This is a genomic window from Photobacterium toruni (assembly GCF_024529955.1).
Classification (GTDB): Bacteria; Pseudomonadota; Gammaproteobacteria; order Enterobacterales; family Vibrionaceae; genus Photobacterium; species Photobacterium toruni.
This window is the reverse complement of sequence record NZ_AP024854.1, coordinates 875,494-890,873: the sequence shown is the minus strand read 5'-3', so window position 1 is coordinate 890,873 and position 15,380 is coordinate 875,494. Positions and strand designations below refer to the sequence as shown.

Genomic DNA, 15,380 nt, shown 5'->3' with positions numbered 1-15,380 from the left:
TCATACTAACAGCAAGATTTCACTGGATATAAAACCAGTAATAATGACGTAGAATTGATTATACTTGACTATCAGGTTACCATTACAAACAATATTGAACATCGAACATTAGACGTTAAATGATTAGTAAGCTTCAAATTATCACCCTAATAATTATACTTTCACTGATTACAATTGGATATAATTTTCACTCTAATCAAAATACTAAAGTAAAATCACCTGTAACTATAGCTGTCACTAAACCTGATTTTAATAAAATTAAAGATACCAATGATAAGAAAATCGCTTTTTTTACTTACTTATCACCTTATATAGATTACATTAATCACCAAATATTAGCAGATCGGCAACAGCTTATTATCCTTGCCAAAGATCCATCTAAAATCAATCTTAATAACAAATTGATCCAACGTTTATCATCCCAATATAAACTCCCTATACCTAAAGTAGGAATAGATAGTATCTGGATATCACAACTATTACGACGTGTTAATATACTCCCGCTCTCCATGGTACTTGCACAAGCAGCGATGGAATCATCATGGGGAACCTCACGCTTTGCAATTGCTGGCAATAGCTATTTTGGTCAGTGGTGCTTTACCAAAGGCTGCGGTATTGTACCGCTTAAACCTGATCCTCAGAATTACCATGAAGTACAAAAATTCCCATCAACCCAAGCTGCAATACAAGCTTATTTTAATAATATCAATACCAATCAAGCTTATTCTGGATTACGCTCGACACGTGCAAAACTACAACAACACCAACAACCAATTAGTGCTCAATATCTAGTCCAAGGATTAAACCAATATTCACAGATTGGACATCAATATATTCGTCAATTACTTGAACTGATTAAAACGAATAAACAATTTATCCCACATCAAAATTTCATTAATGATAAATAATACTCAATAAAAAACCGATTTAACAATAATTGTTAAATCGGCTTTTTTTATTCGTTCAAGACGATGATACTTTCTTTTAATATTAGTCGCGAGCAGCTAACCACTCTTGTACTTGGTGGTAATCACCTCTAAATACAATACGATCAGCTTTTTTGCTTAATTGATATGTATACATAGGATCATAATACTGCTCTAGCAGTGGTGCTAACCAAGCATCATGTTCTACTAGAGAACCATTAGATTGCATCATTTTTACTGCATGTTGTTGAGCTTTAAGCATAACTTCATGGCGCTCTAATCCTAGGCGCTTACGAATATTAAACATGCCTTTTTCTAAATACTCAGCAAATAAAATCCAACCTTGTTCCTCACCGTAATGAGCCACATAATCACGTTGCATTTTAACGACATAATCATCTAATAGACGCGCTAAACGTACATCTACTGGATCATCAATAACAGCAATATCAGCTTCTTGCATTGCACGATTGATGGATATTGGTACTGTTGCACAACCAATATTTTTGCCTTCATCTTCAAACACAAAATGCTTAATACCACGGTCTAATTTCTTGATCATCTGTACCGCGAGATCATTTTCAAATGCAATCTGCGTTCGCTGTGGTGTTACATAGCGACCAAACGATGAACCACGGTGATGTGCCGCACCTTCAAGATCAAGACCATTAGCAAGAACATTAACCATAATAGTCTTACCACTGCCCGTATTTCCGGCAACAATAGACATTGGTTTAGCAGCAACTTCATCAATAGTATCAACTAAATAACGACGTAATGCTTTATAACCACCAGTGATAAACGGGTAATCAACGCCTGCTTCTTTAAGCCATTGTTGAGTAATTTGAGAACGTAAACCACCACGGAAACAATAAAGGTAACCGTTAGGGTTTGCTTCACAAAATGCTTTCCATTGCGCTACACGTTCTGCTTTAACGTCACCATTAACCAGTTTATGACCAAGATCAATGGCGGCATCTTGCCCTTTATTTTTATAACATGTCCCCACAGCCGCACGTTCGTCATCTGTCATTAACGGACGACTATGAGAGGTTGGGAATGCACCTTGAGTAAATTCAATCGGTGCACGCATGTCCATTAATGGCGTATCGTTCACAAACAGATGACGAAAATCTTCGCAATTGGGACGCGACATTAGCAAACCTCAATAAAGGTATCGCCATCCATAGGCACAAGTTCACCAATAGCTTCCAGCAAGATGTTATGTTTTTTAGCAATTGCTTGAACTTCAGCATCGCTACTTGGATCAACCGCTAATAATAGCCCGCCAGACGTTTGAGGATCACACAATAGTGCTTTTTGTTGATCCGTCATTTGACCCACTTTATGACCGTAACTCATGAAGTTACGCTCAGTACCACCAGGAACACAACCTTGAGCAATGTAATCATACACGCCAGGTAATGTTGGAATCTTATCAAACCAAAGTTTTGCTTTTAGGTTACTGCCTTCACAGATCTCAGTTAAGTGACCCATTAGACCAAAACCAGTAACGTCAGTTAGTGCTTTTACGCCATCAACATCAGCAAAGTCAGCACCCGGTTTATTTAGCTTACACATCCAATCGCGCGCCAAACCTTTATGCTCATCAGCCAACTTAGATTGTTTTTCAGCCGTAGTTAATACGCCAATACCTAATGGTTTAGTAAGGTATAAATGACAACCCGCTTCTGCGCTGTCATTACGTTTTACACGATCAGTACTTACTAATCCTGTTACAGCAAGGCCGAAAATTGGCTCAGGAGCATCAATAGAGTGACCACCAGCAAGAGAAATACCTGCTTTGCGACACACAGAACGACCACCATCAATCACTTTTTGAGCGATTTCAGGCGACAATACATTTACAGGCCAGCCTAAAATAGCAATCGCCATGATAGGTTTACCACCCATCGCGTAAATATCACTAATAGCATTAGTCGCTGCAATACGACCAAAATCAAATGGGTCATCAACAATTGGCATAAAGAAGTCAGTAGTGCTGATCACTGCTTGACCATTACCGATATCATAAACGGCAGCGTCATCTTTACTTTCATTACCAACTAATAAATTAGGATCAGCAAAAGGTGCTAATTGAGTACGAAGAATGGTATCAAGTACTTGGGGAGAAATTTTACAACCACATCCGGCACCGTGGCTGTATTGTGTTAGGCGAACATTTTCCATGACACGCTCCAAAATATAGAAAGAATCAGCGATTCTACTCCTGCCCTCGACAACTGTCATCTTTCCAACTAAAAAGCAGCCATTTTCTATTAAAACAAATCCACATTAGCACTAATAGTCATCAATTAGTGACAAAAAAGGTGATGCTATTCACGGTATTTCACCTAAAAATAGCTATCACCTTTTATTTTTAACGCTACTGCTACATCAATTAAAGCTAAAATGCGAGTTGATGTTACATCTGTTGTATATTCGTAATTACAAATATTCAACGTATTGAACAAGATCACGTTCATGTACTTTGGCTTCACGACAACCAATAGAGCCTAGATATAAAAAGCCAACAATCATATCTTCGCCCGTTACACCTAATGCTTCACGAACCACAGGGTGGTATGCCCAAGATCCTGTACGCCAAAAACCAGAATACCCTTGTGCCACTGCTGCCATCTGCATTGCTTGTGCAGCACAACCGGCAGAAAGATGTTGTTCTATAACAGGGACTTTATGGCCTGATGTCACTTTACTAACAACAGTGATCACCATGGGGGCGCGAAAAGGTGCTTTTGAGGCTTTGCTAATCACAAAATCATCTAAATTATCAGCTTTTGCTGCTTCAACAAGAATATTTGCCAGCTTCGTTAGCCCTTCACCTTGAGAAACAATAAAGCGCCACGGTGTTAAGCCACCATGATCAGGCGCACGTAATCCTGCGCGAAAGATATTATCAAGAACCTCTCCTGCTGGTGCTGGCTCAACTAATTTGGGTAATGAGCGACGATTAAGCAGAAGTGATAGCGCATCCATAACAACCTCAAAATGAAAATAATTATTGTTTCTTATATAATAAGGCAGGTAAAGAGTAGAACACAAGCCATGACGATTATAACTTCGCGGCTAACTCAACACCTTGGCGAATGACCCGTTTTGCATCCACTTCGCCTGCATCTGCTGCTCCACCAATCACATGCACCGATACACCTTGCTGTATTAATTGTTGCGATAAATGATCAACCGACGTTTGACCAGTACAAATAACAATATGATCGACATCTAATACCTGTGGTTGCCCATCAACAATAAGGTGCAAGCCTTCATCATCAATAGCTTGATAATCTACTCCGGCCCATAATTTAACCCCACGTTTTTCTAAGGTTCGACGATGGATCCAGCCCGTTGTACGCCCAGGACCTTTACCTACTTTTCCAACTTGACGTTGTAATAACCATACTTGGCGCGGACTAATATAATCATCACTTGGTAATAAACCACCGCCATGACATAAACTCTTATCAATATTCCATTCACTCAACCAACTATCCAAATCTTGTTCATTCGGTTCTGTCAGCATAGTGGCAACATCCACCCCAATACCACCAGCACCAATAATGGCAACTTTTTCTCCTAGCACTCTCTGTTGATAAATTAAGGTTTGATAATCAATCACTTTAGGATGTTCAATACCTAGAATTGGCGGTATTCGAGGTTGTACTCCTGTGGCAATAATAACATCATCATAATCAAGTAATTGTTCTACATTTGCTTCAATGCCTAGCCGCACAACAACACCTGTTTGCTCTAACCGTCGAGTAAAATAACGGATGGTTTCTTTAAATTCTTCTTTACCGGGAATCTGCATCGCTAAATTAAACTGACCACCAACATGGGTGTTTTTTTCAAATAAATCGACCTTAAATCCGCGTTCCGCAGCGGCAACTGCACACGCCATACCCGCAGGTCCGCCACCAATAACCGCTACTTTTCGCGACTGAGCTACTGTTGTTAATACCAGTTCAGTCTCATAACACGCTTGAGGATTAACTAAACAACTGGCACGTTTACCGACAAAAACATGATCTAAACATGCCTGATTACAGCCAATACAAGTATTAATGTCATCAGCTCTATTTTGCTCAGTTTTTAAGACAAATTCAGGATCAGCTAAAAATGGTCTCGCCATCGACACCATATCTGCTTGCCCTTGAGCCAAAATATCCTCGGCTACTTGCGGCGTATTAATACGATTACAAGTCACAATTGGAATCGAAATTTGCTGTTTGATTTTTTCAGTAACCCAAGTAAATGCTGCTCGTGGTACTTGAGTCGCTATCGTCGGAATTCGAGCTTCATGCCAACCAATTCCAGTGTTTAAAATAGTGACTCCCGCAGTTTCTAATTCAAGTGCTAACTGCACCACCTCATCGTAAGTGCTACCTTGTTCCACTAAATCCAACATTGATAATCTAAAGATAATAATAAAATCATCACCAACCCGAGCACGTACAGCACGAACTATTTCAATGGCAAAACGCATTCGATTGTCATAACTCCCCCCCCATTGATCGTAACGTTGGTTTGAGCGCTGACAAATAAACTGATTAATGAGATAGCCTTCAGAGCCCATTAACTCAACCCCGTCATAACCCGCTTCACGCGCCAGCTCAGCACTATGGGCAAAATCATTAATGGTGTTATTAATTTGACGATGGCTCATTTTGAAAGGGGTAAATTTAGAGATAGGAGATCGAATAGCAGAAGCACTTACCGCAAACGGTGACATTGCATACCGCCCCGCATGCAATAACTGTAATGCAATTTTACCACCTTGTTGATGCACTGCAGTTGTAATATTTCGGTGTTTACGCACATGACGATTATTACTAAACTCAGCGCTTAGTGGATGCAATCGACCACGAAAATTAGGAGAAAATCCGCCAGTAACAATAAGTCCAACACCCGCTTTGGCTCTGATGGCATAAAACTCCGCAAGTTTATGAAAACCGCCACGCTCTTCTTCTAATCCAGTATGCATTGAGCCCATCAATACGCGGTTACGCAATTGAGTAAAACCAAGATCCAGCGGCATCAACAAACGAAAATATGCTTTATCGTCCATAAATAGCTCCTAATTATTATGGTCAGACCAGTATATTCAAGTGTAGATAACAACATCAATATTATTAACAATAAATCAACATTTACATGATACGCCTCACTATTTATAATCAATTACATATATTTTTTTTCTATTACTAACAATTACACTGTAAAAATACTGTAATTAAATAGTGACTACGCTACGATACCGCTATCATCATTATCAGGAATTTTCATGAAAGCCATATTCTCAAGGATTGGAAAATTCTTCCTCGCTATCGGGAAGTTAATTAACTTTACTCGCAAATTTATCCTCAACATTTTGTTCGTTCTTATTATTGGCGCGATAATTTTTGCATTAACCGATGAAGATAAAACCACCGATAACACTGAACCATCAGCATTAGTACTCGATCTATCAGGACCAATAGTTGAACAAAGTAATTATGACAACCCACTTGATAGTGTAATGAGTGAAGCGTTAGGTAAGCCCGATGTAAAACAAAATGTATTATTTGATATTGTTGAAGCGATTCGTGCGGCAGCAACAGATAAAGACATCACAGGTCTAGTACTTAACCTTAAAGGCATGTCTGAAACCAGCTTAACTAAAATGCGTTATATCGCAAAAGCCATCGAAGAATTTAAAGCGACAGGTAAACCTGTTTATGCTTATGGCGATAATTACACGCAAAGCCAGTACTACCTAGCCAGCTATGCAGATAAAGTCTTTTTATCGCCAGATGGTGGCGTGATGCTAACGGGTTATGGCACTTACACTCTATATTATAAGAGCTTACTGGCTAAGTTAGATGTGACAACTCATGTTTTCCGTGTCGGTACTTATAAGTCATTTGTTGAACCATATATTCGTGATGGCATGTCAGCGGCAGCCAAAGAAGCCAATACTGTTTGGTTGACTCAACTATGGGGGGCATTTAGCGACGATGTAGCAAACAACCGTCATATTAAGCCACAGACATTAACGCCAAATATTGATGAGTTTATTACTCAGCTGACATCCGTTAATGGCGATTTTGCTCAATTAAGTAAAAAATTAGGTTTGGTTGATTCACTCGTCACTCGCGATCAAATGACCCAATATTTAATTGACACCTTTGGTGCTAACGACAAACATAGCTTTAAGCAAATTAGCTACTACGATTACTTACCATTACTGGTTGATGATCAACAACCATCGTCAAATAAAGTGGCGGTTGTCATTGCCAGTGGCGCAATTGTTGATGGCAAAAGTGGTCAAGGTTCAGCTGGCGGTGACACCATCGCAGGACTATTACGTCAAGCTCGTTTTGATAAACAAGTGAAATCAGTGATCCTACGTGTTGATAGCCCAGGAGGTAGTGCTTTCGCCTCTGAAATTATTCGCAATGAAGTTGATGCACTTAAAAGAGCGGGGAAACCCGTGGTCGTTTCAATGTCAAGTGTTGCGGCATCTGGCGGTTATTGGATTTCATCCAGTGCTGATGAGATCATTGCCCAACCAACAACAATCACCGGCTCTATTGGTATCTTTGCAATTTTAACAACTTTTGAAAAAGGCTTAGAAAAGCTAGGTGTTTACAGTGATGGTGTTGGTACGACGCCATTCTCTGGGGTAGGAATTACACGCGCTCTACCAGACGGTGTAGCAAAAGTATTTCAACTTGGAGTAGATAATGGCTACCAACGCTTTATTGGCTTAGTCAGTAAATACCGCCATATGTCATTAGCACAAGCAGATAAAATCGCTCAAGGCCGAGTATGGACAGGTAAAGATGCACTGCAACGTGGTTTAGTTGATAAATTAGGTGATTTCGATACTGCGATTACAGCCGCTGTTGAGTTAGCAAAAGTACAAGACTATCAATTAGTATGGATGCAACAACCACTATCACCAGTACAACAATTCTTTAAAGAACTCTCTGGAGAAGTAAAAGTCCAAATTGCAACCATGGTCTTTGGTGACATGCCATCCTCGTTAGCCCCAGTGACAAAAGTAGCGAAAGATCTTACTTCACTGACAAATTTTAACGATCCTAATGGCCGTTATGCTTTCTGCTTAAATTGCAGTACGGTTAATTAAAGTAAATAACAGTCCTCAACCCGACCAATATTGGTCGGGTTTTTTAATCTCTTCTCATACTACTGTCCGTCATTAGCTAACAGTTATTTACACTAAAGTTGTGTAATAAATCAGCAGACTTAGCTACGATCACATTTTAACTCATACAATCACACTACAAATCTAACTAACCTCGCATCTTCATACAGTTTGCGTATAATACGCGCACTCATTCGTTCATTCTGAGCTTAAAAATGGAAAGAAAACATATTTACATCGCTTACACTGGCGGTACTATTGGTATGCAAAAGTCAGATCATGGCTATGTTCCTGTTGCTGGTTTTATGCAGCAACAATTGGCAAGCATGCCAGAATTCCATCGTTCAGAAATGCCAGAATTCACGATCAATGAATACGATCCACTGATCGATTCATCTGATATGACGCCAATGGATTGGCAGCGAATTGCAGATGATATAAAAGCTAATTATGATAAGTATGATGGTTTTGTCATTTTACATGGCACTGATACCATGGCTTACACAGCTTCAGCATTATCATTTATGTTTGAGAATCTAGATAAGCCTGTGATTGTTACAGGTTCACAGATTCCATTGGTTGAATTACGATCAGACGGTCAAAGTAATCTGCTAAATGCCCTTCATATTGCAGCTAATTACCCGATCAATGAAGTGACGGTATTTTTTAATAATCAGTTGATTCGAGGCAATCGCAGTACTAAAGCTCATGCTGATGGTTTTGGTGCATTTATTTCGCCAAATTTACCGCCGTTATTAGAAGCGGGAATCAATATTACTGTTAACAATATTGCCCAAATAGATAAAAAACCAGACGGTGCTTTTAAAGTTCATACTATTACACCGCAACCTATTGGCGTTATCACAATGTATCCTGGCATTTCACCAGAAGTGATTCGAAACACCTTACGTCAACCTGTTAATGCCATGATATTATTAACATTTGGTGTTGGTAATGCACCTCAAAATAAAGAACTACTTGAGCAATTAAAAGCAGCAACAGATCGTGGCGTTATTGTAATGAACTTAACTCAGTGTCTATCCGGTAAAGTGAATATGGGTGGATACGCAACGGGTTGTGCTCTTGCTGAGGCTGGAGTGTTAAGTGGCTACGATATGACGCCTGAAGCAGCATTGGCTAAATTACATTATTTATTAAGTCAAAATCTCACCACTGAAGCAATCCGAAGCCTAATGCAACAAGATTTGCGTGGTGAATTAACCCATTAATCAATAATCAATCTTTTGATTACTGATAATATAAAAAGAGCTGCGATGGCTCTTTTTTTGATCATGATTTCTACCACTAAGAATACCAAAGCAAACTACACTTATTGCAATATTATCGCTCATTGAGCCAAGCAATAAGTGACCACTATGATCTTACATGGCACCTCGATATCACCCTTTGTACGAAAAATAATGTTAGCACTCAATTACAAAGGCATTCGTTATGAACTCCAACCACTTAATCCTTATCTTGAAAAGGAACTCGCACATAAGCGCCATCCAATGGGCAAAGTTCCAGTACTTGAACATGGCGCATTAACTATTATTGATTCCACGGTCATTGCACATTATTTAGATGATAGTTACCCCATTCCACCGTTATATTCCGGTAATGCACAACAACGAGCCCAAATACGTTGGCTTGAATCATATGCAGCAACTCGCGTCACCTCATTAATTGGGGGCGTACTGTTTTATCAAAAAATATTACGTCAGAAAATGCAGAATAAACACTGCGATCAAGAAGCTGTTAATCAATGTTTAGCCCATCATCTTCCTGATGTGCTGCACTACCTTAACCAACAAATTCCACGGCAAGGTTATGTCAGTGATCATTTTTCAATGGCTGAAATTAGTTTATGGAGTATTTTTCGAAGTGGGTGGATGAGTGGGTTACGTTTACAACCGCATTATCCACAGTTACATGCTTATCTACAGCGAATAGAACAGGAACCATGGATAGCCAATCTTATCGCAGAAGAAGATCACCAATTACAAGATTTCTATTGTGAACCCATGATCTTACCGCACTCATCAACATGATAGTTATAGCTGATCATGATCAAAGCGTGCAATGTCATTGTCATAGGCTGTATTTTCAGTATTACAGGCTCCTGTTGGGGCGGTAGCGATGAAATCCCGTTTAAATTCAGCTTTTGATTTAAATTTAATCTCACCACCAACGGCAACGGTCATATGTTCAGCATCATTATTATACCGTGACTGATATAGCATCACCGCTTGTATCGCACTATTCCGTAATTGTGGCGTTAATGTTGAACCATCTAACCATTTCCCTGTTTCAACGGCCGTTGAAATACGCTGGTAAACATCAGGCGTCATTGCCGCTAAAAGCTGATTAACATCCATATTTTTTTCCTTATTTACCATCATTACATGGCATATTTTAGGTCAGTATCAAAAAACATATTTATTCATTGTAGACTTATCACATCAAATTACTTTGCTGTGACAGTTTCATTTACAAAAAAAAGAATACTGTTAAATTTAATTATCGCTTTTTTATGAGTTTATCTTTTGAGCTTGAGTCTATTATTCTTAAATATGGCACCATTTCGGCGCTCACTTATGATTAAAATCATACTACTACTGCCTTTATTACTCAGTGGCTGTTTTGATCGTTATCGCACTACTGACAACCTATGCGATGACAATCCCGACTTATGCCAGCCATTAAATCTTAATGATGGCCAGTGTCGAATTCAACGCACAAATTTAATATGGCAACGTTATGACACTTTACAAGCACCGACTGATGCGCATAAGTTTAAAGAATTAAAAGCGACTAAAGAATATCAACACTGCCTTGAATACGCTGCACGTATTGAGCCAACAGAATTAAAATACCGTAAGACTAAGCGCATGCAAGCGTTATACCATAGCTATGAAAATATTGAACGGCTCAATCAAGAGCTACTAAGCTCTCAAGATCCGCATATTATTTATTATCGTTGGAGTCAGGGAGATCAAAGAGCTAAACAACAATTTTTAGATCTGGAAGGCAATGAAAAACTTGAGCATCCTGAATTACAATTAGTACTTGCTGGTTATTACGTTAATAAAAACAAAAATAAAACACTGGATATTTTGCACCATAGCCTCAGTCTCTATAATAAAAAAGATAACATTAATATCAATATCTTAAGGACACTTTCAACCTTATATTATCAGCAGCATAATATGGCGGCAGCTTATGTATGGACCAATGTAACAACCCATTACCAACCCAATAATGCCCCCCCCAAAATAACAATTTATAATTCGTTTAAATTAACTAAAGCCGAACGAGAACAATTGGATCGTACCGCTCTCAAGATCATTACAACATTAAATAGTGGTCAATATCGACGTACTGACATCATGATTCAATAACCCTCTACAGAATAATAATATCAGCACTGTCTTCTAAACAGTCAGGGCTCACACTAGCGATTAGTTATTGGCAGAAAAAAGCAGTGAGATTGAATTAATACAAAATCGCTCGCCAGTAGATGGCGGACCATCAGGAAAAATATGCCCTAAATGGCTATCACACTGCGAACAGCGAATCTCTGTCCGTACCATTCCATGGCTATTATCATCAAGATAACGAATACACGTTGTAGTGATAGGCGCATCAAAACTTGGCCAACCACAGCCAGAATCATATTTATTGGTAGAAGAAAATAAAGATTGACCACAACAGGTACAAGAATAGATCCCTGTTTCACGGTTATGGAGCAATGTTCCACTGAATGGAGATTCTGTTGCTTGCTCACGACAGACTTGATAAGCCTCTGTCGATAACTTATTTCGCCAATATTCATTATCTTTTTTATTCATTCTTCATTGCCTTTTCTTATGTTTTAAGTAAACCGAATAAATATATTTGCAATTTAGGGGCACTGTAGCACATACTTCTTGTGCAAAAAGTCACATAAACTTGAAAACGAGTTTTGATTTTTGTAAATATGACTAAAAGTTAATAATTACTATGACGTTAATTTAAACAATATTTGTACAAATTACCGTCGTTGTAGTGAAAATGTAAAAATATCCGAACTTTTTTTTGACCTCAAGCAATTTAAACGATTTTTTTGCTTGCAGCTTTACGAAGGTTTCTGTAATTTTACCACCAGTTATATTTCATTAGAAATTAAGTTGTGGAGCAAACTGTAATGACAATCAAAGTAGGTATTAACGGTTTTGGCCGTATCGGTCGTTTTGTTTTCCGTGCAGCGCAAGAGCGCACTGACATCGAAGTTGTTGGTATCAACGACCTAATCGACGTTGAATACATGGCATACATGCTTAAGTATGACTCAACTCACGGCCGTTTCAACGGTACTGTTGAAGTTGAAGGCGGTAACTTAATCGTTAATGGTAAAACTGTACGTGTAACTGCTGAGCGTAACCCTGCTGACCTTAAGTGGGATGCAATCAACGTTGACGTAGTAGCTGAAGCAACTGGCCTGTTCCTAACAGACGAGACTGCACGTAAACACATCGAAGCTGGCGCTAAGAAAGTTGTTCTAACTGGCCCATCTAAAGATGCTACACCTATGTTCGTAATGGGTGTTAACGATTCAACTTACGCTGGTCAAGACATCGTTTCTAACGCTTCTTGTACTACTAACTGTCTAGCGCCTATCGCTAAAGTTCTTAACGACAACTTCGGTATCGTTTCTGGTCTTATGACAACAGTTCACGCAACTACAGCAACTCAAAAAACTGTAGATGGTCCTTCAGCTAAAGACTGGCGTGGCGGTCGTGGTGCTTCTCAGAACATCATCCCATCATCAACTGGTGCTGCTAAAGCAGTAGGTGTTGTTCTTCCAGAAATCAACGGCAAACTAACTGGTATGGCTTTCCGCGTACCAACTGCTAACGTTTCTGTAGTTGACCTAACAGTTAACCTAGAAAAAGGCGCATCTTACGCAGCTATCTGTGCTGCAATGAAAGAAGCTTCTGAAGGTTCTCTAAAAGGCGTTCTTGGTTACACTGAAGATGCAGTTGTTTCAACTGACTTCAATGGCGACACTCGCACTTCAATCTTTGATGCTGCAGCTGGTATCGCACTTAACGATAACTTCGTTAAAGTTGTATCTTGGTACGACAACGAAATCGGTTACTCAAACAAAGTTCTAGATCTAATCGCTCACATCTCTAAGTAATGTAAGCAATTAGCTGACTTTCTTTGAAAGCAGATAGTAAGAGGCGACGCTTAAGGGTGTCGCCTTTTTTATATCTAAAATATGGCAATTATCAATTCAACGGCAAAATAGTATGTCACTATGATATTCACTTAGACTTTATATATTATAAAACAACCGTCCCCACTCCCTTTAATATATAGCACATGAAATATTCAGATCAAATACGTTACAAAAATAACAAATAAATCTTAATATTCTTTGATATTTTAAAACGAAAAATAAGTTTTCATTGTTTATGATTTTGCGCTCAATATACCCAAAATCATAAATAATGGGCGCTTTCGCCACCTAACATTAAGGAAAAGAAGATGGATTTACGTCAACTTTCGACAATTAATGCATTATCTGATGCTGTTACTGTATGTGAATACCAAGGTGTGAAAATTATTCGTATTATTCACCCAATGGTAGAAGCGGGAATATCTCTCCATGGTGGTCATTTATTATGGTTCAAACCTGAAGGTGAAAAAGAGGTTATTTGGTTAAGTGAAAATGCTGAATTTGATCTAAAGAAAGCGGTTAGAGGTGGAATTCCTGTTTGTTGGCCATGGTTCGGTAAAGCAGCAGTACCTTCTCATGGTTTTGCTCGTACCAGTGAATGGTCACTATCACAACATCGCGAAAATGAAAATGGCGTTATTGTTTCTTTGACCCTTGAAGATAATCAAGAAACTCGTGATATTTGGCCACATAAATTTCATAATCAAATCACATTTGAAATGAATGCCGAGCTTAAGGTAAGTCTAACATCAACGAATACAGACACTCAGCCTTGGTCATATGGCGGTGCGCTACACACTTATTTTAATATCGCAAATATCAATAACATTTCCATTACAGGCATGGGTCGCGAATATTTAGATAGCACCCAAGCAGGAAAAGAGTGCCAAGGTAGCGATGTATTAACCTTTAACGCAGAAACAGATCGTGTTTATACTCATCCTCAATCAATGATTCTGATTGAAGATCAAAGTAATCAACGTACGATTACAGTAGCCAATGACGGTAATAATGCCGCTGTTATTTGGAACCCTTGGCAACAATTATCAATAAGCATGGGTGATATGGCAAACAACAGCTTTGAAACCATGGTATGTGTTGAATCTACCATTCATACTCCAACCATTGAATTACAGCCAGGGCAAGCACATACGTTATCAACTCGTATTGCTATTCAACACTAATTAATAACACATGTCATCACTAGTAAGACCATGATCTTACTAGTGATTTTATGCCAACATAGTGCCACTTGACTCAATCAATACCCAGCCATTACCATCAGGATCATTAAAAGTTGCAAACCGTCCTTCCATCATAGTAATAATTTCAGACAATGCGACGCCACGGCTACTAAGCTCTTGATATGTAGATTGAATATCATGTGTTTGAACAACTAATCCTTGTACACCTCCCGCTTCCATTCCAGCAAAAGGTTTTACTAAGCTGATCGTTGTTTCTGCACCTTTTGGTACAAGCTGTACCCATCGAGCCTGTTGACTCTCAGCATGATCCCTAATCACTTCAAAACCTAATACATCACGATAAAATTGTAGAGCTTGATTTTGATCCGTGACGGGAATGGATACCGTATCAACACGACAAATAGACATAATATTTTGCTCCATACTCTTTAAACAACAATATGAACTCTTACATATTAAGATTAAATCAGCCGTTAGTTTTTTGTATTAAAAAATACGTTCACTAGCTTAAATTCTTACTATTTGTTATTCACTCTTGATATTAAGACATAGTGAAAAATCACTTAATAACAAAAAAACACAATAAAACTATTTTCAAATTAAAAACAAAAACATTTACGACGAAATAAGCCCATTAATCAGTAATAAAGACTACTACAATCTATATTTTTAGCATTTAAGCCCAATTGACTAAATTATCACTCACAACCACCAAAAAACAACATCATTACAATAACTTTGTAACAAATTAGCTTGCGAAACCCTTTAGATTAAAGGATAGTAGTTAATATAGGTTATTTAATCAGCAAATTTATCCTATTCCTTTTGAAGAAATTTATTTACCAACCCATAATTCT

The 15,380-nt window shown here is 38.5% G+C and carries 14 protein-coding genes; 7 read left to right on the top strand and 7 right to left on the bottom strand.

The window, feature by feature from the left end:
• The first annotated feature begins 119 nt into the window (after nt 1-119).
• Nucleotides 120-908, top strand: a complete 789-nt coding sequence (locus tag OC457_RS04460) for a glucosaminidase domain-containing protein (protein WP_080173461.1) — start codon at nt 120-122, stop codon at nt 906-908.
• An 82-nt stretch (nt 909-990) separates the two neighbouring features.
• Here the strand turns inward: OC457_RS04460 and mnmH are convergent, their stop codons facing one another.
• The 4 genes from mnmH to OC457_RS04440 form a co-directional block, all read right to left on the bottom strand.
• Nucleotides 991-2,082, bottom strand: a complete 1,092-nt coding sequence (gene mnmH, locus OC457_RS04455; RefSeq protein ID WP_080173460.1) for a tRNA 2-selenouridine(34) synthase MnmH — start codon at nt 2,080-2,082, stop codon at nt 991-993.
• Nucleotides 2,082-3,116 (bottom strand): selenide, water dikinase SelD, encoded by a 1,035-nt coding sequence (selD, locus tag OC457_RS04450; RefSeq protein ID WP_080173459.1) that lies wholly within the window; start codon nt 3,114-3,116, stop codon nt 2,082-2,084. The genes mnmH and selD overlap by 1 nt, the downstream gene beginning before the upstream one ends.
• 258 nt (nt 3,117-3,374) lie before the next feature.
• Nucleotides 3,375-3,923 carry an NAD(P)H nitroreductase gene (locus tag OC457_RS04445; RefSeq protein ID WP_080173458.1) on the bottom strand — a complete coding sequence of 183 codons (549 nt, stop codon included), beginning with the start codon at nt 3,921-3,923 and terminating at the stop codon, nt 3,375-3,377.
• Nucleotides 3,924-3,999: 76 nt separating this feature from the next.
• The gene (locus OC457_RS04440; RefSeq protein ID WP_080173457.1) at nt 4,000-6,012 is read right to left on the bottom strand and encodes an oxidoreductase; all 2,013 of its coding nucleotides are present in this window, start codon (nt 6,010-6,012) and stop codon (nt 4,000-4,002) included.
• Nucleotides 6,013-6,228: 216 nt separating this feature from the next.
• On the opposite strand from OC457_RS04440, the gene sppA reads away from it, so the two are divergent.
• The 3 genes from sppA (at nt 6,229) to OC457_RS04425 (ending at nt 10,145) form a co-directional block, all read left to right on the top strand.
• Complete coding sequence (sppA, locus tag OC457_RS04435; RefSeq protein WP_080173456.1) at nt 6,229-8,076, top strand: signal peptide peptidase SppA; 1,848 nt, start codon at nt 6,229-6,231, stop codon at nt 8,074-8,076.
• Between the two features lie 233 nt (nt 8,077-8,309).
• Nucleotides 8,310-9,323 (top strand): asparaginase, encoded by a 1,014-nt coding sequence (gene ansA, locus OC457_RS04430; RefSeq protein WP_080173455.1) that lies wholly within the window; start codon nt 8,310-8,312, stop codon nt 9,321-9,323.
• A 147-nt stretch (nt 9,324-9,470) separates the two neighbouring features.
• On the top strand, nt 9,471-10,145 hold the full coding sequence (locus tag OC457_RS04425) for a glutathione S-transferase family protein (RefSeq protein ID WP_080173454.1): 675 nt from the start codon (nt 9,471-9,473) through the stop codon (nt 10,143-10,145).
• 3 nt (nt 10,146-10,148) lie between these two features.
• On the opposite strand, the gene OC457_RS04420 is transcribed toward OC457_RS04425, so the two are convergent.
• Nucleotides 10,149-10,472, bottom strand: coding sequence for a YeaC family protein (locus OC457_RS04420; RefSeq protein WP_080173453.1), 324 nt, complete (start codon nt 10,470-10,472; stop codon nt 10,149-10,151).
• A gap of 219 nt (nt 10,473-10,691) precedes the next feature.
• Here OC457_RS04420 and OC457_RS04415 point away from each other — a divergent pair, with 219 nt between their 5' ends.
• Nucleotides 10,692-11,495, top strand: coding sequence for a DUF2989 domain-containing protein (locus tag OC457_RS04415; RefSeq protein WP_096777807.1), 804 nt, complete (start codon nt 10,692-10,694; stop codon nt 11,493-11,495).
• A 60-nt stretch (nt 11,496-11,555) separates the two neighbouring features.
• On the opposite strand, the gene msrB is transcribed toward OC457_RS04415, so the two are convergent.
• Nucleotides 11,556-11,945, bottom strand: a complete 390-nt coding sequence (gene msrB, locus OC457_RS04410) for a peptide-methionine (R)-S-oxide reductase MsrB (protein WP_080173451.1) — start codon at nt 11,943-11,945, stop codon at nt 11,556-11,558.
• 335 nt (nt 11,946-12,280) lie between these two features.
• Here msrB and gap point away from each other — a divergent pair, with 335 nt between their 5' ends.
• Nucleotides 12,281-13,276, top strand: coding sequence for a type I glyceraldehyde-3-phosphate dehydrogenase (gene gap, locus OC457_RS04405; RefSeq protein WP_080173450.1), 996 nt, complete (start codon nt 12,281-12,283; stop codon nt 13,274-13,276).
• Nucleotides 13,277-13,626: 350 nt separating this feature from the next.
• Nucleotides 13,627-14,502: a D-hexose-6-phosphate mutarotase gene (locus tag OC457_RS04400; protein ID WP_080173449.1), complete on the top strand. Its 876-nt coding sequence runs from the start codon at nt 13,627-13,629 to the stop codon at nt 14,500-14,502.
• Nucleotides 14,503-14,550: 48 nt separating this feature from the next.
• Here OC457_RS04400 and OC457_RS04395 read toward each other — a convergent pair whose 3' ends face one another.
• Nucleotides 14,551-14,931: a VOC family protein gene (locus OC457_RS04395; RefSeq protein WP_080173448.1), complete on the bottom strand. Its 381-nt coding sequence runs from the start codon at nt 14,929-14,931 to the stop codon at nt 14,551-14,553.
• Nucleotides 14,932-15,380: the final 449 nt, after the last annotated feature.